The organism is Paractinoplanes deccanensis (genome assembly GCF_016862115.1).
Taxonomy (GTDB): Bacteria; Actinomycetota; Actinomycetes; order Mycobacteriales; family Micromonosporaceae; genus Actinoplanes; species Actinoplanes deccanensis.
Genome location: NZ_BOMI01000017.1, coordinates 1 through 16,909 on the forward strand (window position 1 = coordinate 1; position 16,909 = coordinate 16,909).

Below are 16,909 nucleotides of genomic sequence, written 5' to 3' on the forward strand. Positions count from 1 at the left end.
CGCCCGCCACACCCCGTCCGGCAGCGGCTCGGCCCGCCGGCGGCGGCGGGCGTGCTGGTGCAGGTAGTCGGCGGTCCGATAACCGCAGACGGAGGCCATGTCCGCGCTCACCGGCGTGAGGCAGGCGGCGGCACCGTGCAGGCGGGTGGTGGCGTAGTCGAGAGCGCGGTCGAGCCAGTCGCGCGGTGCGGCCGCTCGCTGGGCCGGGGTCAGATAGCTGGGCGCGGCGGCGGCCAGGAAATCGCGGGTCGCCGGGGTGCGCGCGCCGGCCCGGCGGGCGTCCAGCGCGGCCGTGATGACCGCCCGGCCGGTGCACTGCCGCGGATCGGTGGTGTCGGCGCCGGACCAGCGCCGGATCAGCTCGGGGCCGGCGGCGAGCACCTGGGTGACGCCCGCGTCGGTGCTGCTCAGGGCGAGCCGCAGCCGGTCGTCGCCGGCGGCCACGTGCTCGGCCCGTCCCCGCTCGGCGGCGCTGAACGCCTCGGGCACGTCGATGACGTGCGCCAGCGCGAGAAGGGTGCGCTCGTCGGCGTACACGTCGGGTTGTCCGGGGTTTCTCGGCGCGGCTCGGCAGTTGTACTCCTCCGGCCACAGCGTGCCGACCGCGATCGCCCCTGCCGCCAGCGCGGAACGCATCCGGTCGGCGGGCAGCGGGCAGCGCTGCCACTCGTCGAGCCACAGCACGGTCCGCGGCCCCGGCGTGCCGCCGCTGTCCGGGAGCAGCAGCCACCAGTCCGGCAGTGTCTCCCGTACGGCCTCGAACAGGGCCCGTGTCTTGCCGGTCGACGAGCCGCCACGCAGGAGCACGAAGGCACCCGGTCGCAGCGTCCTCCGCAGCTCGGCGTCGAAGTCTCTGGACACGTACGCGGGAAGCTCGCCGGCCGCGCCCGGAGTCTGGATCGACGGGTGCACGCCGAGCTGCCGGGCCCCCGCCGCGCGCGCCCGGACCGCCCCCGCCGGACGGCTCAGGTGAGCGGCCGCGGCCCGGTCCCGCGCCTCCAGCCAGGGCCGCTGGGCCGCGTGGCCGAGGCCGCAGGCGGTCAGAAAGGCGGACAACGTCTCGCGGGTCGGCGCGGACTTGCCGGTGAGCAGGTCGCCGAGGGTGCTGTGCCGCAACCCAGGGTGCGCCCGCGCGAGCGCCTTGTACGAGCGGGCGCCGCGCAGCGCGTTCAGCGCCGCCACGAGCTCGTCGCGGGTGTGCACGGTGGCGGGGTCCGGAGCGGGCACCGCACCACGGTAGGCGCGCGGCGCCGCTGCCGGAAAGGCCCGGGCCGCCGGGTTCACCGGTCCGGGCGGGTCCGGATCGGTGGCCGGACCCGCCCGCCGGCTGTGAGCCTCGTGCCGCCGATCACCGGGCCGAAGGGAACACGATGCACGAGCACCTTGAGATCGCCGGCGACGTCCTCGCCGTGGCCGCCGGACTGCTGTCGCTGTTCAGCCGCCGGTGTGCAGCTCGGTGCCGTGCTTGTCGTAGGCGGCCAGGCCGGTCAGCTCGGCCGGGGGCCGTCCCTGGGCGAAGTCGAACCAGAAGATCTGCGCCTTGTCCGACGCACCGAAACCGGTCCATGCCGTCCGGTGCGCCTCGACGACCTGTCCGGTGGCGGCGTCCCTGGCGGTGATCTTGGCGGCGTCGCCGACGTAGTAGCCGAACGTGGGTGTGGTCCGTCCCTCGATCAGACGCCCCGCCTGTACGGCGTGGAAGCCCGGCGCCATCCGCCCCGCACCGGGATCGCTGCTGACGATCTCCCGCCGGAAGTCGTCGATGGTGCCGGTCCTCGTACGGCCGAGCACGAGGGTGAAGGTGCGGTCCAGATCGTCCGGGTCGTTCGTCTCGACGTAGAGGATCCACTGCCGCCCGTCGGCCCGCTGACCCGTCTCGACGACCACACCCAGTACCCCGGGAGCCGAGGAGTTGTCCGCCGACGGCACCGGCGCCGAGGTGCCCGCCACCGGAAGCCCGGCGGCCGGGCCACCCAGGACGGCCAGCTGGCTGCCCCCGATCAGCAGAGCGGCGACGGTCAGCGCGGACGCGCCGCCGACGGCCACCCGGCGGCGCCGCCGCATCCGGCCGCCGGCGGCCATCACGTGCGCCAGGTCCAGTGGGGCGGGCTCGAAGTCCGGCGGCGAGTGCATGGCGTCCTTCAGGTCCTCCAGCTGCGTCACAGTCCCACCCCTGCTTCCGTCTCGGTGCGCGCCGGCGGCACCAGGCCGGCCGTGATGCGCAGTTTCGCCAGGGCTCGCGAGTTGAGGCTCTTCACCGTGCCCGCCGACAGGTCGAGCTCGCGGGCCACCTCCGCCTCGCTCGCGTCGAAGAAGTGCCGCAGCACGATCACCGCCCGCTCCCGCGGTGACAGCGCCTGGAGCGCGCCGATCAGCCAGCGCCGCTTCGACACCACGTCGGCGACGTCCTGCGGCGCCTGCCGCTCCGGCATGATCTCCGTCGGGTACTCCCGCATCGGGCGCCGCCACTGGTCGGTCAGCAGGTTGGTCAGCACCGTGCGGGCGTACGCGTAGGGGTCCTTGCGGCGGACCCGCCCCCAGGCGGCGTACACCCGGACCAGCGCGGCCTGAGCGGCCTCCTCGGCCTGGTGCTGATCGCCGGTCAGCAGGTACGCGGCACGCTGCAGGCGCGCCGAGCTCGCCTGGGCGAACGCGACGAAATCCTCGTCACCGCGCGCCATACGAAGCCTCTTTCCGTTTCATGAGCACCAAGACGAGCGAACCGTCGATTCGGTTGCACCCACCTGTGCCTGGCCGATGCCGGGCTTAACCGGCGCCGGCCGGGGGATAACTGGTGGTCTCACCGTAAGGAGCAGCTGATGGAATACCGCACCCTTGGTGGCACCGGCACGGTCGTGTCCACCCTGTGCCTGGGCACGATGACGTTCGGCAACGAAAGCAGCGAGGAGGTGTCGCACGCCCAGCTCGACCGCTTCGTCGAGGCCGGCGGCACCTTCATCGACACCGCCGACGTGTATTCGCGCGGCGTGTCCGAGGAGGTCATCGGCCGCTGGCTCGCCGCCCGGCCCGGCGCACGCGACCGGCTTGTCATCGCCACCAAGGGCCGCTTTCCCATGGGTGACGACCCGAACTCGGCCGGGCTGTCCCGCGTGCACCTGTCCCGCGCGCTCGACGCGAGCCTGCGCCGCCTCGGCGTCGAGACCATCGACCTCTACCAGGCGCACGCCTGGGACCCGCTGACCCCGATCGAGGAGACCCTGGCGTTCTTCGACGACGCCGTGCGCGCCGGCAAGATCAGGTACGTGGGGGTCAGCAACTTCCTCGGCTGGCAGCTGCAGAAGGCGGCGATGATCACCCAGTTCCGCGGGCTGGCCCCGATCGTCACCCTGCAGCCGCAGTACAACCTGCTGGCACGGGAGATCGAGTTCGAGCTCGTCGACGTGTGCCGCAACGAGAACATCGGCATCCTGCCCTGGTCGCCGCTGGGCGGCGGCTGGCTCACCGGCAAGTACCGGCGCGACGACACGCCCACCGGCGCCACCCGCCTCGGCGAGGACCCGGGCCGCGGCATGGAGGCGTACGGCCCGCGCAACTCCGACACCCGCACCTGGCACATCCTCGACGCGGTCCGGCAGGTGGCCGAGGCGCGCGGCGTGTCGATGTCGCAGGTGTCGCTCTCCTGGCTCGCCGACCGGCCGGCCGTCACCTCGGTGATCCTCGGCGCTCGCACCGTCGAGCAGCTCGAGGACAACCTCGGCGCCGCGGGCCTGCACCTGTCGGAGAAGGAGACCGACCTGCTCACCGAGGCCAGCGTCCCCGTGGTCGGCGAGTACCCGTACGGCCGGCAGGGCGTCGCCCAGCGCGACCGCAAGATCTGAGAACACGCCGGCCGCGCCGGACATCAGGAGATATCCGGCGCGGCCGTCGCGACCGCGGTTGTCGCTCAGGGTTTGAGAACGATCTTCTCGCAGTTGTCCTGCTTGTTCTTGAAGATGTCGTAGCCGTGCGGGGCCTCGTCGAGGGGCATCCGATGCGTGATGATGCGGGTGGGGTCGATGTCGCCGCGTTCGATGCGTTCGAGGAGCGGTCTCATGTAGCGCTGCACGTGGCACTGGCCGGTGCGCAGGGTCAGTGACCGGTTCATCCAGGCGCCGGCGGGGAACTTGTCGAGGAAGCCGCCGTACACGCCGATGACCGAGACCACACCGCCGCTGCGGCACGACATGATGGCCTGGCGCAGCGCGTGGGGCCGTTCGGTCTCCGACCGGACGGCCTGCTTGACCCGGTCGTACGCGGCGATGTGCCCGCTGCCGTGGGTGGCCTCCATGCCGACCGCGTCGATGCACTTGTCCGGGCCGCGCCCACCGGTGAGCTCCAGCAGCTGCGAGCGCACGTCGACGTCGTCGAAGTTGACCGCGATGTGGCCGGCCTGCTCGGCCATCCGCAGCCGGTACGGTTCCTTGTCGATGGCGATGACCTTCGCGGCGCCGAGCACCCGGGCGCTGTCCATCGCGAACTGGCCGACCGGGCCGGCACCCCACACCGCCACCACGTCGCTGCGCTGGATGTCGCACATCTCGGCGCCCATGTAGCCGGTGGGCAGGATGTCGGACAGGAACAGCACCTGCTCGTCGGTCAGGTCGGACTCGATCTTCAGCGGGCCGACGTCCGCGAACGGCACCCGCGCGTACTGGGCCTGGCCGCCCGCGAAGCCGCCGGTGAGGTGGGAGTAGCCGAAGATCCCGGCGGTCGGGTGGCCGAACATCTTCTCCGCGATGCCGGCGTTGGGGTTGGAGTTCTCGCAGCAGGAGTACAGCTCGGCGGCGCAGGCGGCGCACGCGCCGCACGCGATCGGGAACGGCACGACCACCCGGTCACCCACCCGCAGCCTGTCCGCGGGGACGCCGGATCCGACTTCGATCACCTCGCCCATGAACTCGTGGCCCATCACGTCGCCGTCCTGCATCGTGGGCACATACCCGTCGACCAGGTGCAGGTCCGAGCCGCAGATCGCGGTGGAGGTGATCTGTACGATGGCATCGCGCTTGTTGAGGATCTTGGGATCCGGTACGTCGCGGACCTCGACCTTGTTGCGGCCCGCCCAGGTGTTGGCCCTCACCGGCCGGCTCCCTTCGCGAGCTCGGCGTCCGACAGCGGTTGCGCCGGACGCTGCGGGAACTCCTTGCGGGCCCGTTTGCCCCACGGGGCGCCGTCGGAGCGGACCACCTCGCCGGTCTCCAGCACCTGCTTGAGCCGGCGCAGGTCGTCGTCGAGCTGCTGATGAGGTTCCTCGCCGAAGTACTTCGCGACGGCCTTGCCGACCGCGCCGCCCGGAATGTCGTACACCAGCACCACGTGCACCTCGGTGCTGACGCCGTCCGGGGCGGCCACGAACCGGACGGTACCGGCGTTCGGCACGTCGGCGTTGCCGGTCGAACGCCACGCGATCTTCTCGCCGGGTTCCTCGTCGGTGATCTCCGCGTCCCACTTGACGTCCTTGCCGAACGGTGCGTCGGCGGTCCAGTGGCTGGTCCGATCGCCGGTGGTGCGGACCTGGTCGAGATGCGCCATGAACGTCGGCAGGTTCTCCAGATCACGCCAGAACGCGTACACCTCCGACGCGGGTTTACGAATGGTCGTCGTGGCCGTCAGCTCCATGGATGCTCCTTTGCGTGCGCCCCGCACCGTCGGCACGGCGCCGGTTCCGTCGGCCCGGGTGGCCTGTACGGCGGTCAGCAGATCCAGCACGGTGATCCCGGCGACGGCGCCGGTCACGGCGAGCAGCCGTCGCCGGCGGCGCCCGCCTCGGTGGGCGAGCGCCATCCCCAACGCGGTCAGGTCCATCGCGTCACCCACCACACGGGTCCACGCCCAAACACTCTTGCGCCGGCTCGTCAGGAGCCCGGCCGCGTGGACCAGCTCCCGCGCCCCGACCAGCGGCACCACCGCCCGCGAGGTCGCGGAGTCGTCCACGCCGCTCATCCGGCGCACCGTGTCCGGTGCCGCCAGCTGGGCCACGCCCAGGCCGAGACTCATCCAGCCGAGCCCGCGGCCCCGCCGCCGCACCTCCTCCTGCCTGTCGTTCGCCGCTTCTCGGGTTGCTACCTGCGTCACGGGTTACCTCCGTGTGGATCGGCCCCCGCCAACGTTGCGGTGCACTGCGACCAGGGCGCGTCTGATCGGCTCGGGCTACCCGACGACAAAGCCCCTAAACGGCCATGCGCCCCCGCAAAAAGTCGCACCAATGTCCGGTGGACCGAGGCATGTACGCGGCCAGATCGGGAAGACCGGCGGTCCGGGAACGCGCCCGGCTATCGGCGAGGAGCTGCGATGACCGCCAGCGATCAGCACCGTCCGGAGATCGTCGTCGGACTGGTCGCCACTCCGCCGGATCACCCGGCCCTGGTCGCCACGAGGCTCACCGCCGAGCTCGCCGACCGGCTCGCCGACCAGGTGGACGCCGACGTGCGATGGACCGTCCGGGATGGCTGGGGTGAGGTGGCGCCGCGCCGCGACGGCGGTGCGGAGGCGCTGCTCGACGACCTTGCCCAACGGCGAACCGATGAGCGGTGGGATGTCGCGATCTGCCTGACCGATCTGCCACTGCACACCGACCGGGTGCCCCTGATCGCTCAGACCTCCACCCAGCGCCGAGCCGCGATGGTGTCCTTGCCCGCACTGGGCCTGCGTCAGCTGCCAACCGTGCGTGCGGTCGTTCCGGATCTCGTGGGCCAGTTGCTCGCCGGCGCACCCGGCGGGCGGCGCCCGGCACCCCGGCGGACACCGGCCGACCTGACGAGCCGGGTCGCCGCCATCCACCGGGCGATCGGGGCGGCGGACGCCGGGGACGTGCGGTACGTAGCCTCGCGGGTGACCGGCCGGGTGCGGCTGCTGACCGGAATGGTCAGGGCCAACCGGCCGGGGCGCGCGCTGCTAGGCCTGTCCAAACTTCTCGTCGGCGCGTTCGGCACGGCCGCGTTCGCGCTCACCACCAGCACCATCTGGCAGATGGGCGATGCGCTCGGCGGGCTCCGCCTCACGGTCATCATGCTGTTGGGGCTGACCGGGCTGGTGGCCTGGCTGATCATCTCGCACGGCTTGTGGGAGAAACCGGACCGGCACACACCGGCCGAGCTGGCTCGGATGTTCAACCTCGGCACGATCCTCACCCTCGCCCTGGCCACCGCGGTGTCCTACGTCGTGCTGTTCCTCGGAACGCTGTTCGCCGCAGCGCTGTTGATCGATGCATCCGTACTGGAACAGACCCTGCAACGGCCGGCGCACACCACCGACTATCTGACGCTTGCCTGGATCATCAGCTCCCTGGCCACCGTCGGCGGAGCGATCGGCTCCGGGCTGGAGGACGAGGAGACCGTCCGGACCGCCGCCTACGGACGCCATCCCGAGCCCAGCGGCCGGCACGCCGACGAAGAACGGTAATCCGGCGTCCGTTCAGCTCCGCGGCCCTGTCAGGCACCCGCCATCGCCGGATGCAGGACGACCTTGGTCCAGCCGTCGTCGCGCTTGTCGAAGTGCTCGTAGGCCTCCGGTGCCCGGTCGAGGGGCAGTTCGTGGCTGACGATGAACGACGGCTCGGCCTTGCCGCCGGCGATCAGGTCGCGCAGCTGCCGGTTGTACTTCTTGACCGGAGCCTGGCCGGTGCCGATGTGCTGGCCCTTGAACCAGAACATGCCGAAGTCGAAGGCCAGTTTGCCCTGCTTCGCCAACTCGTCGCCGGCACCGGGGTCCTGAGGCACGAAAACGCCGACGGTGCCGATCGTCCCGGTGAAGCGCACCGAGGCGACCAGCCGGTTCATCGTCAGGTTGGCCTGCTCCTGGCCGTCGGGCTCGTGCGCCTGATAGCCGACGCACTCGCAGCCGTTGTCCGCGCCCAGTCCCATCGTCTGCTCGAGAACGGCCTGCACCGGGTCGACCTTCGAGTCGTCGATGGCGATCGCGCCGATCGACTCGGCCAGGCGCAGCCGGTCGGGGTGCCGGTCGACAACCATCACCTTGCTCGCGCCCCGGATGGTCGCCGACAGGGCGGCCATCAGACCGACCGGGCCCGCGCCGTAGATGACCGTCTGGTCGCCGGGCTTGACACCGGCCATCTCGGTGGCGTGGTAGCCGGTCGGGAAGATGTCGGCGAGCATCACATAGTCGGTCTGGCGCTGTTCGGCGTCCTCACCCAGTCGCAGGCAGTTGAAGTCGCCCCAGGGCACGCGCAACAGTTCGGCCTGCCCGCCGCCGTACGGGCCCATGTCGGCGAAGCCGTACGCGGCGCCGGCCATCTTGAGCTCGGGCTGGGCGGTCAGGCAGTAGTTCGTCAGCTGACGCTCGCAGTTCTTGCAATGCCCGCAGGAGATGTTGAACGGCAGGACCACCCAGTCGCCCACCCGCACCTTGTCGACGCCGTCGCCGACCTCGACCACCTGACCCAGGTTCTCGTGCCCGAACCAGCGACCGGGCTCGAAGTCGGTCCGGCCCTCGTACATGTGCAGGTCCGAGCCGCAGATATTCGCCGACGTGATCCGTACCAGGACGTCGGTCGGCCGCTCGATCCGCGCGTCCGGCACCTCCTTGACGCTGACCTGGCGCGGTCCCTCGTACACCACTGCCTTCATGACTGCCTCCTCGTAGCGCTGCCTCCCTCCGCCCCGGGCTCGGGCCGGGGTCTTCATTACATACAGGCGGCGGATCGCCCCGGGCGGGTATCGGGATCTCTGCCGGCCGCGAGGGCGATTCGGCCACCGACGCCACGACGGCCCGCCGCGGGGGCCTCGCCGGAGGAACTGGCAAAATCGCGGCATGAACGGTCCTGAGCTGGTCCTCGTGCTGCGCTATCGCAAGGCGGTGACGTACGGCTTCCACGTGCTGCTGGGCGCGCTGGGCGAGCACGAGACCGCGACCCGGTACGAGGTCCGGTTCGGCGAGACCGTGGCGGCCACCGCCGAGCACATCCGCGACGCGGCGGCCACCGGCGCGAAGGTTCTGGTGCTCTGGTCCTTCTACTCGCCGGACGCCGCCGCGCTCGCCGAGGAGCTCGCGCACATCAAAAAGCTCGCCGACGGCCCGAACGTCACCCACCTGGCCGGCGGGGTGCACGCCACCGCCGAGCCCGTGCAGACCCTCGACGCCGGCTGGGACATGGCCGCCATCGGCGAGGGGGAGTCGACCCTGCTCAGCCTCGTCGACGCCAAGGGGGACCCGGCGGGCATCACCGGCCTGGCCTACCGCGATGCCACCGGCAAGCTGATCAGGACCGGCAAGGCGCGGCAGTTGCCCCTGGAAGAGTTCCCGGGGTTCGCGCTGAAGTGGGGCAGGTTCAACGCTCTGGAGATCACCCGCGGCTGCGTGTACGCGTGCCGGTTCTGCCAGACGCCGTTCATGTTCTCGGCCCGGTTCCGGCATCGCAGCGTCGAGAACGTGCGGTGGCACGTCGACCGGATGCGCGACCGGGGGCTGCGCGACGTCCGCTTCATCACGCCGACGGCGATGAGCTACGGCAGCCAGACCGAGGACCCGAACCTGGCGGCGGTGGAGGAGCTGCTGGCCTCCTGCAAGGAGGGCATCGGGCCGGACGGGCGGGTGTTCTTCGGGTCGTTCCCGAGCGAGATCCGGCCCGAGCACGTGAGCCGGGAGGCGTTGCGCCTGGTCAAGAAGTACTGCGCCAACACCAACATCATCGTGGGGGCGCAGTCGGGCTCCGACCGGGTGCTCGGCACGGCCAAGCGCGGTCACGGCGTCGAGGAGGTCCGCCGGGCGGTGCGGCTCGGCGTCGAGGAGGGCTTCCAGATCAACGTGGACATGATCTTCGGGATGCCGGGCGAGGACCAGGGCGACGTGGACGCGTCGCTGGGCCTCGCCCGCGAGCTTGCCGACCTGGGGGCGCGGATCCACGCGCACACCTTCATGCCGCTGCCGGGCACCCCGTGGCGGGACGCGCCGGCGGGCGACGTCGACCCCGAGACGATCCGCGAGGTGGACCGGCTGTCGCAGCGCGGGGCCCTCTACGGCCACTGGCAGAAGCAGCGCGACCACGCCGTCCGGCTCGCGGCGGCCGCCGAGGCATACCCGAGGCCGGGGCGCAGCCGGACGCTGCTGCCCACCGTGCCCCGGGAGCCCTAGAAGGGGCGGTCGGCCGGGCGGTCCCAGCCGTCGCAGGCGTCCTCCTCGTCGACCTGGTCGCGCAGGACGTCGAGCAGGTCGGGGCCCTCGTGGCCGGTGTCGACGGAGCGGCCGGTGAGGCCCAGCTGGGTGGCGCAGTCGCGGCCGAAGCCCTTCACCATGCGGTCGGCGCGCGTGAGGTGGCCGCAGCGCGGGCAGCGCCGCATCACGGGAGCGTCCGGAGTGACCATCGTCCCTATTATCGGCGAGCCGGAGGCAAGTCGTGCGGATCTTCGGGTGCGGGGTTAGGGTCTGAGGCGTGGGCGTGCGCACCTGGATCGAGGGTTGGCCGGTCTACCGGCAGCTGACCGGGACCGACCCGCTGGGCCGTGGCGCCGCCGCGAAATCCGACGGGTCGCGTGCCCTGGAGAGCCGCACCGAGACCGCCGACCGGGTGGCCAAGTCGGTCTGCCCCTACTGCGCGGTCGGCTGCGGCCAGCGCATCTTCGTCAAGGACGAGAAGGTCGTCCAGATCGAGGGCGACCCGGACAGTCCGATCTCGCGCGGGCGGCTCTGCCCCAAGGGGTCGGCCAGCAAGAGCCTGGTCACCAGCGACCGCCGTCAGCAGCACGTGCTCTACCGCCGGCCCTACGGCACCGAGTGGGAGCGGCTCGACCTCGACACGGCGATGGACATGATCGCCGACCGGGTGCTCGCCGCGCGCGACGCGACCTGGGAGGAGAGCGACGCCGACGGCCGGCCGCTCAACCGCACGCTGGGCATCTCGAGCCTGGGCGGCGCGACGCTGGACAACGAAGAGAACTACATCATCAAGAAGCTCTTCACCGCGCTCGGCGCCATCCAGATCGAAAATCAAGCCCGTATTTGACACTCCGCCACCGTTCCCGGTCTGGGAACCTCCTTCGGCCGTGGCGGGGCCACCGGATTCCTCCAGGATCTGGCGAACGCCGACTGCATCATCATCCAGGGCTCCAACATGGCGGAAGCGCACCCCGTGGGCTTCCAATGGGTGATCGAGGCCAAGAAGCGCGGCGCGAAGATCATCCACATCGATCCTCGCTTCACGCGCACCAGCGCGCTGGCGCACACCTTCGTGCCGGTGCGGGCGGGCGCGGACATCGCGTTCCTGGGTGGGGTGATCAACTACATCCTCAGCAACGAGAAGGACTTCCGGGAGTACGTGCTCGCGTACACCAACGCCTCCATGCTCGTCAGTGAGGACTTCCAGGACACCGAGGAGCTCGACGGGCTCTTCTCCGGCTTCGACCCCGAGACCCGGGCGTACGACCAGAGCAGCTGGCAGTACGCGGGCCAGCAGGACCACGGCCAGGAGGAGGGCGAGTCGCACGTCGACCGGGAGACCGCCTCGGGCCTGGAGCAGGAGTCGCACGGCCCGCCCATCCCGGCCGACGTGCCACGCGACCCGACGCTGCAGGACCCGCGCTGCGTCTACCAGGTGCTCAAGCGGCACTACGCGCGCTACACGCCGGAGGTCGTCGAGCAGCTCTGCGGCGTACCGCGGGAGAAGTTCCTGGAGGTCTGTGAGGCCTGGACGGCGAACTCCAACCGGGAACGCACGACCGCGCTGGTCTACTCCGTGGGGTGGACGCAGCACAGCGTCGGCGTGCAGTACATCCGGACCGGGGCGATCATCCAGCTGCTGCTGGGCAACATGGGCCGCCCGGGCGGCGGGGTCATGGCGCTGCGCGGGCACGCGAGCATCCAGGGCTCCACGGACATCCCGACGCTGTTCAACCTGCTGCCCGGTTACCTGCCGATGCCACACTTCCAGCAGCACGAGACCTTCGACCAGTGGATCGACGCGATCCGCCACCCGGAGCAGAAGGGCTTCTGGGCCGACGCGAAGGCGTACGCGGTCAGCCTCCTGAAGTCCTATTGGGGCGACGCGGCGACCGAGGAGAACGACTACGGGTACGGCTGGCTGCCCCGCCTGACCGGCGACCACGGCACGTACCAGCAGGTCCTCGACATGATCGACGGGAAGGTCAAGGGCTACTTCCTGCTCGGGCAGAACCCGGCGGTCGGCTCGGCGCACGGGCGCGCCCAGCGGCTCGGCATGGCCAACCTCGACTGGCTGGTGGTCCGCGACCTGTTCATGATCGAGAGCGCCACGTTCTGGAAGAACGGGCCCGAGGTGGCGACCGGCGAGATCGTGCCGGAGCAGTGCAAGACCGAGGTCTTCTTCATGCCGGCGGCCTCGCACGCCGAGAAGGAGGGCACCTTCACCCAGACCCAGCGCATGCTGCAATGGCGCGAGAAGGCGGTCGACCCGCCGGGCGACGCGCGCAGCGAGCTGTGGTTCTTCTACCACCTCGGCCGCAGGATCCGGGAGCGCCTGCGCGACTCGGACCGGGCCCGCGACGCCGCCGTCAAGAACCTGACGTGGGATTACGGATCGTCCGACGAGCCGGACGCGGAGCTGGTGCTCAAGGAGATCAACGGGTACGACCTGCGCACCGGCGACCTGCTCGGCTCGTACACGCAGATGAAGCCGGACGGCTCCACCTCGGGCGGCTGCTGGATCTACACCGGCGTCTACGCCGACGGCGTCAACCAGGCGGCGCGGCGCAAGCCGGGCAGCGAGCAGAGCTACGTCGCGCCCGAGTGGGGCTGGGTGTGGCCGGCCAACCGGCGCACCCTCTACAACCGTGCCTCCGCCGACCCCGACGGCAAGCCGTGGTCCGAGCGGAAGAAGTACGTCTGGTGGGACGCCGGCAAGGGCGAGTGGACCGGCGACGACGTGCCCGACTTCGAGAAGACGAAGCCCCCGTCGTACCGCCCGCCCGAGGGATCCACCGGCGTGGCCGCGATCTCCGGCGACGACGCGTTCATCATGCAGGGCGATGGCAAGGGCTGGCTGTACGCACCGAGCGGGCTGATCGACGGCCCGATGCCGACCCACTACGAGCCGGCCGAGTCGGGCGTGCGCAACCCGCTCTACGGGCAGCAGGCCAACCCCACCCGCAAGGTGTACGACCGCACGGACAACCTCACCAACCCGAGCGCCCCGGACAGCCGCGCGGCCGTGTTCCCGTACGTCTTCAGCACCAGCCGGCTCACCGAGCACCACACCGCCGGAGGCATGAGCCGCCAGCTGCCGTACCTCTCGGAGCTGCAGCCCGAGATGTTCGTGGAGGTCTCGCCGCAGCTGGCCGCCGAGCGGGGTCTCACCCACCTCGGCTGGGCGCACATCGTGACCGCGCGGGCGGCGATCGAGGCCCGCGTGATGATCACCGATAGGCTCAGGCCGCTGCGCATCGAGGGGCGGACCGTGCACCAGATCTGGATGCCCTACCACTGGGGCGGCGAGGGCGTGGTCACCGGCGACTCGGCCAACGACCTGATCGGCATCACGCTCGACCCGAACGTGCTCATCCAGGAGAGCAAGGTCGGCACGTGCGACATCCGGGCCGGGCGCCGGCCGTCGGGTCCGGGGCTGCTGGCGTACGTGCGGGGCTACCGTCTCCGCGCGGGGCTGGAGGACGAGAGTGGGAAGTAACAGCCTGTACGGGCCGATCGACCCGGCCACCGACGCGGGATACGTCGACCCTCCGCCGCGCATGGGCTTCTTCACCGACACGTCCGTCTGCATCGGATGCAAGGCGTGCGAGGTGGCCTGCAAGGAGTGGAACCTCGTCCCGGACGACGGCTTCAACCTGCTGGGTCATTCCTACGACAACACGGGCGGCCTGAGCGCGAACTCGTGGCGGCACGTGGCCTTCGTCGAGCAGCCCTTCGCGGGTGACGCGCTCGCCGAGGCGGCGGGCACGGGCACCCAGTTCCTCGGCATGCCGCTGTCCGACCTGCCCGGCAAGGCCACGCCCGGCCCGCGCGGCGACTTCCGCTGGCTGATGATGTCCAACGTGTGCAAGCACTGCACGCACGCCGGCTGCCTGGACGTCTGCCCGACCGGGGCGCTCTTCCGCACCGAGTTCGGCACGGTCGTCGTGCAGCAGGACATCTGCAACGGCTGCGGTTACTGCGTCTCCGGATGCCCGTACGGCGTGATCGACCGGCGCGAGGGCGACGGGCGCGCCTGGAAGTGCACGCTCTGCTACGACCGGATCGGCGACGGGCTCACCCCGGCCTGCGCGAAGGCGTGCCCGACCGAGTCGATCCAGTTCGGCGAGCTCGACGAGTTGCGCGAGCGGGCGGCGCGGCGGGTCGAGGACCTGCACGAGCAGGGCGTCGCCGAGGCCCGCCTCTACGGCCACGAGGAGGACAACGGGGTCGGCGGCGACGGCGCGTTCTTCCTGCTGCTGGACGAGCCCGAGGTGTACGGCCTGCCGCCCGACCCGGTGGTGGCGACGCGCGACCTGCCGAGGATGTGGAAGCGGGCGGGCCTGGCCGCGCTGGCCATGGCCGCGTCCGCGGTGGTCGCGTTCGCGGGGCGGCGCGGATGAGCCCGCGCGGCGGCGGCGACCGGTCGATGGTGCCCGAGGCGGAGTTCCGCTCCTACTACGGGCGGCCCATCGTGCGCCCGCCGGTCTGGACCCACGACATCGCGTCCTACCTGTTCACCGGCGGGCTCGCGGCCGGCTCGGCGCTGCTCGCCGCGGGCGGCCAGGCGACCGGCGACGCGACCCTGCGGCGCGTGGGCCGGACGGTCACCCTGGGCGCGCTGGGCGCCAGCACATACTTTTTGATCATCGACCTGGGCCGGCCGGAACGATTCCACCACATGCTGCGGGTGGCGAAGCCGACCTCGCCGATGTCGATGGGCACGTGGATCCTCGCGTCGTTCGGCGGCGTGGCGGCGGTGGCCGGTGCCGCCGAGTTCGCGCCGCTGCTGCCGTCCCGGCTGCTGCGCCGGGTGCTGCCGCCGGCCGGCGACGCCGCGGGCTACGGTGCCGCCGTGCTCGCTCCGGCGCTGGCCACGTACACGGCCGTGCTCTTCGCCGACACGGCGGTGCCCAGCTGGAACGCGGTCCACCCGGAGCTGCCGTTCATGTTCGCCGGCAGCGCTCTGGCCAGCGGCGCCGGGGTCGGCCTCATCGCCGCACCCGGCAAGCCGGCGCGGCGCATGGCGGTGCTCGGCGCCGCGATGGAGCTGGCCGCCGGACATCGGGTGGAGCACGGGCACGGGCTGCTCAGCGAGCCCTACCGTCAGGGCCGGCCGGGCAAGCTGCTCCAGGCCGCCCGGCTGCTCACGGCGGCCGGGGCGGCGGGTGCGGTGCTGGGCCGCCGCTCGCGGGCCGTCTCGGCGCTGTCCGGGCTCGCGCTGCTGGCGGGCTCGGCGCTCACCCGGTTCGGCGTCTTCGAGGCGGGCGTGGTCTCGGCCAAGGACCCGAAATACACCGTCGTCCCGCAGCGCGAACGCCTCGCCGCCAAGACCGAGGTCACCGGGCAGCCGTGACCTCGCGCTGCTGCCGCTCCAGCTCGCCGTAGATCTCGATCTTCACGTCGAGGACCGCGAGGTCGGCCTGGAGCTCGGCGATGCGGGCCAGCACGCGCTCGCGGTGCTCGATGAACAGCCGCAGCCGGTCGCCGACCGTCTCGTCACCGGCGCGCACCATCTCCGCGTACCGCCGCATGTCGCGCACCGGCATGCCGGTGGTGCGCAGCCGGATCAGCAGCTGGAGCCAGCCCAGATCGGCATCGCTGTAGCGGCGGCGGCCGGCGCTGTCCCGCTCGACCGGCGCGACCAGGCCCTCCTGCTCGTACCACCGCAGCGTGTGCACGGTGAGCCCGACGCGGTCGGCGACCTCGCCGACAGTGAGTCCGTACGCCATGGGTCAGAGCCTCCCCCTTCGAGTGCACTCCAAGTCAAGCGATTATCTGCAGCGTGATCCCGTCCCGGGCCGGGATCAGCTCGCCGATGACCGGGCAGCCCGGGATCTCGCCGGCCACGAGCAGCCCGCCGGAGGTCTGCGCGTCGGCCAGCAGCAGCAGCTCGTCCTCCGCGGTGGCGCCGGCGTCGAGGTGCGGCCGCACCCAGTCGAGGTTGCGGCGCGTCCCGCCGCTGACGAAGCCCTCGGCGAGCGCCCGCCGAGCCCCGTCCAGGTACGGCACGGCCTTCGCGTCGACGCGCGCCGTGACCCCGCTGGCCCGGGCAAGCTTGTGCAGGTGCCCGAGCAGCCCGAAGCCGGTCACGTCGGTGGCGCAGACGACGCCCCGCTCCAGCGCCAGCTGGGACGCCTTGTCGTTCAACGTGGTCATGGCCGCGACCGCCTCGGGGAAGACCTCGCCGGTCGCCTTGTGCCGGCTGTTGAGCACCCCGACACCGAGCGGCTTGGTGAGGGTGAGCGGCACACCGGGCCTGCCGGCGTCGTTGCGCATCAGCCGCCCGGGGTCGGCCAGACCGGTCACCGCCATGCCGTACTTGGGCTCCGGATCGTCGACGCTGTGCCCGCCCGCCACGTGACAACCGGCCTCGGCCGCCACGTCGAGCCCGCCGCGCAGCACCTCGGCCGCGAGCTCCATGGGCAGCACCTCGCGCGGCCACGCGAGCAGGTTGACCCCGACCACGGGCGTGCCGCCCATCGCATAGACGTCGGAGAGCGCGTTGGCCACGGCGATGCGCCCCCAGTCGTACGCGTCGTCGACCACCGGCGTGAAGAAGTCGGCGGTCGCCACGATCGCGGTGCCGGCCTGGATCCGCACGACCGCCGCGTCGTCGCCGTCGTCGAGCCCCACCAGCAGCTCACCCGGGCCCCGCGGCGTCGTCACACCGACCAGCCCCGCCACCACGGACTCCAATTCTCCCGGCGGGATCTTGCAGGCACATCCGCCACCGTGGGCGTACTGCGTCAGACGAGTCACCGCCCCACTCTGGCATGCCCCGCGCGCCGCCGCCCAC

At 71.7% G+C, this 16,909-nt stretch carries 13 protein-coding genes and 2 pseudogenes; 6 read left to right on the forward strand and 9 right to left on the reverse strand.

Features of this window, described 5'->3' with window-relative positions; translation table 11 throughout:
- The 3 genes and pseudogenes from Ade02nite_RS05685 to Ade02nite_RS05695 all read right to left on the reverse strand — a co-directional run.
- Positions 1–1,227 (reverse strand): annotated as a pseudogene (locus tag Ade02nite_RS05685) (hypothetical protein); the annotation flags it as partial.
- 207 nt (positions 1,228–1,434) lie between these two features.
- On the reverse strand, positions 1,435–2,163 hold the full coding sequence (locus tag Ade02nite_RS05690; RefSeq protein ID WP_203760450.1) for a hypothetical protein: 729 nt from the start codon (positions 2,161–2,163) through the stop codon (positions 1,435–1,437).
- On the reverse strand, positions 2,160–2,681 hold the full coding sequence (locus tag Ade02nite_RS05695; protein WP_203760451.1) for a SigE family RNA polymerase sigma factor: 522 nt from the start codon (positions 2,679–2,681) through the stop codon (positions 2,160–2,162). The genes Ade02nite_RS05690 and Ade02nite_RS05695 overlap by 4 nt, the downstream gene beginning before the upstream one ends.
- Before the next feature lie 138 nt (positions 2,682–2,819).
- Between Ade02nite_RS05695 and Ade02nite_RS05700 the strand changes: the two genes are divergently transcribed.
- Entirely contained in the window at positions 2,820–3,839 is a 1,020-nt protein-coding gene (locus Ade02nite_RS05700; RefSeq protein ID WP_239168557.1) for an aldo/keto reductase, read from the forward strand.
- A gap of 65 nt (positions 3,840–3,904) precedes the next feature.
- On the opposite strand, the gene Ade02nite_RS05705 is transcribed toward Ade02nite_RS05700, so the two are convergent.
- Positions 3,905–5,080 carry a zinc-dependent alcohol dehydrogenase gene (locus Ade02nite_RS05705; RefSeq protein ID WP_203760452.1) on the reverse strand — a complete coding sequence of 392 codons (1,176 nt, stop codon included), beginning with the start codon at positions 5,078–5,080 and terminating at the stop codon, positions 3,905–3,907.
- A complete protein-coding gene (locus Ade02nite_RS49075; protein WP_239168558.1) occupies positions 5,077–6,075 on the reverse strand; it encodes an SRPBCC family protein in 999 nt (332 codons plus the stop codon). The genes Ade02nite_RS05705 and Ade02nite_RS49075 overlap by 4 nt, the downstream gene beginning before the upstream one ends.
- A gap of 216 nt (positions 6,076–6,291) precedes the next feature.
- Between Ade02nite_RS49075 and Ade02nite_RS05715 the strand changes: the two genes are divergently transcribed.
- Entirely contained in the window at positions 6,292–7,401 is a 1,110-nt protein-coding gene (locus Ade02nite_RS05715) for a DUF2267 domain-containing protein (RefSeq protein ID WP_203760453.1), read from the forward strand.
- A 29-nt stretch (positions 7,402–7,430) separates the two neighbouring features.
- Here Ade02nite_RS05715 and Ade02nite_RS05720 read toward each other — a convergent pair whose 3' ends face one another.
- Positions 7,431–8,585 (reverse strand): glutathione-independent formaldehyde dehydrogenase, encoded by a 1,155-nt coding sequence (locus tag Ade02nite_RS05720; RefSeq protein ID WP_203760454.1) that lies wholly within the window; start codon positions 8,583–8,585, stop codon positions 7,431–7,433.
- A gap of 184 nt (positions 8,586–8,769) precedes the next feature.
- Between Ade02nite_RS05720 and Ade02nite_RS05725 the strand changes: the two genes are divergently transcribed.
- Complete coding sequence (locus tag Ade02nite_RS05725; protein ID WP_203760455.1) at positions 8,770–10,089, forward strand: TIGR04013 family B12-binding domain/radical SAM domain-containing protein; 1,320 nt, start codon at positions 8,770–8,772, stop codon at positions 10,087–10,089.
- Here Ade02nite_RS05725 and Ade02nite_RS05730 read toward each other — a convergent pair.
- On the reverse strand, positions 10,086–10,319 hold the full coding sequence (locus Ade02nite_RS05730) for a hypothetical protein (RefSeq protein WP_203760456.1): 234 nt from the start codon (positions 10,317–10,319) through the stop codon (positions 10,086–10,088). The genes Ade02nite_RS05725 and Ade02nite_RS05730 overlap by 4 nt on opposite strands.
- A 68-nt stretch (positions 10,320–10,387) precedes the next feature.
- On the opposite strand from Ade02nite_RS05730, the pseudogene fdh reads away from it, so the two are divergent.
- The 3 genes and pseudogenes from fdh to nrfD all read left to right on the forward strand — a co-directional run.
- Positions 10,388–13,588 (forward strand): annotated as a pseudogene (fdh, locus tag Ade02nite_RS05740) (formate dehydrogenase); the annotation flags it as partial.
- Between the two features lie 10 nt (positions 13,589–13,598).
- A complete protein-coding gene (locus tag Ade02nite_RS05745; protein ID WP_203760459.1) occupies positions 13,599–14,513 on the forward strand; it encodes a 4Fe-4S dicluster domain-containing protein in 915 nt (304 codons plus the stop codon).
- On the forward strand, positions 14,510–15,466 hold the full coding sequence (gene nrfD, locus Ade02nite_RS05750; RefSeq protein WP_203760460.1) for an NrfD/PsrC family molybdoenzyme membrane anchor subunit: 957 nt from the start codon (positions 14,510–14,512) through the stop codon (positions 15,464–15,466). Before Ade02nite_RS05745 ends, nrfD begins: the two co-directional genes overlap by 4 nt.
- Here nrfD and Ade02nite_RS05755 read toward each other — a convergent pair.
- Both Ade02nite_RS05755 and selD read right to left on the reverse strand, forming a co-directional pair.
- Entirely contained in the window at positions 15,450–15,842 is a 393-nt protein-coding gene (locus Ade02nite_RS05755) for a MerR family transcriptional regulator (protein ID WP_203760461.1), read from the reverse strand. The two genes, nrfD and Ade02nite_RS05755, sit on opposite strands and share 17 nt — an antisense overlap.
- Before the next feature lie 34 nt (positions 15,843–15,876).
- Complete coding sequence (selD, locus tag Ade02nite_RS05760) at positions 15,877–16,872, reverse strand: selenide, water dikinase SelD (protein WP_203760462.1); 996 nt, start codon at positions 16,870–16,872, stop codon at positions 15,877–15,879.
- Between the last annotated feature and the right edge of the window lie 37 nt (positions 16,873–16,909).

Bases quoted from the DNA above. Each gene is read 5' to 3' on its own strand.
- Ade02nite_RS05715 (WP_203760453.1), top strand. From the start codon at position 6,292: ATGACCGCCAGCGATCAGCACCGTCCGGAGATCGTCGTCGGACTGGTC.
- Ade02nite_RS05700 (WP_239168557.1), top strand. From the start codon at position 2,820: ATGGAATACCGCACCCTTGGTGGCACCGGCACGGTCGTGTCCACCCTG.
- Ade02nite_RS05730 (WP_203760456.1), bottom strand. From the start codon at position 10,319: ATGGTCACTCCGGACGCTCCCGTGATGCGGCGCTGCCCGCGCTGCGGC.
- Ade02nite_RS05725 (WP_203760455.1), top strand. From the start codon at position 8,770: ATGAACGGTCCTGAGCTGGTCCTCGTGCTGCGCTATCGCAAGGCGGTG.
- Ade02nite_RS05720 (WP_203760454.1), bottom strand. From the start codon at position 8,585: ATGAAGGCAGTGGTGTACGAGGGACCGCGCCAGGTCAGCGTCAAGGAG.
- nrfD (WP_203760460.1), top strand. From the start codon at position 14,510: ATGAGCCCGCGCGGCGGCGGCGACCGGTCGATGGTGCCCGAGGCGGAG.
- Ade02nite_RS05695 (WP_203760451.1), bottom strand. From the start codon at position 2,681: ATGGCGCGCGGTGACGAGGATTTCGTCGCGTTCGCCCAGGCGAGCTCG.
- Ade02nite_RS05755 (WP_203760461.1), bottom strand. From the start codon at position 15,842: ATGGCGTACGGACTCACTGTCGGCGAGGTCGCCGACCGCGTCGGGCTC.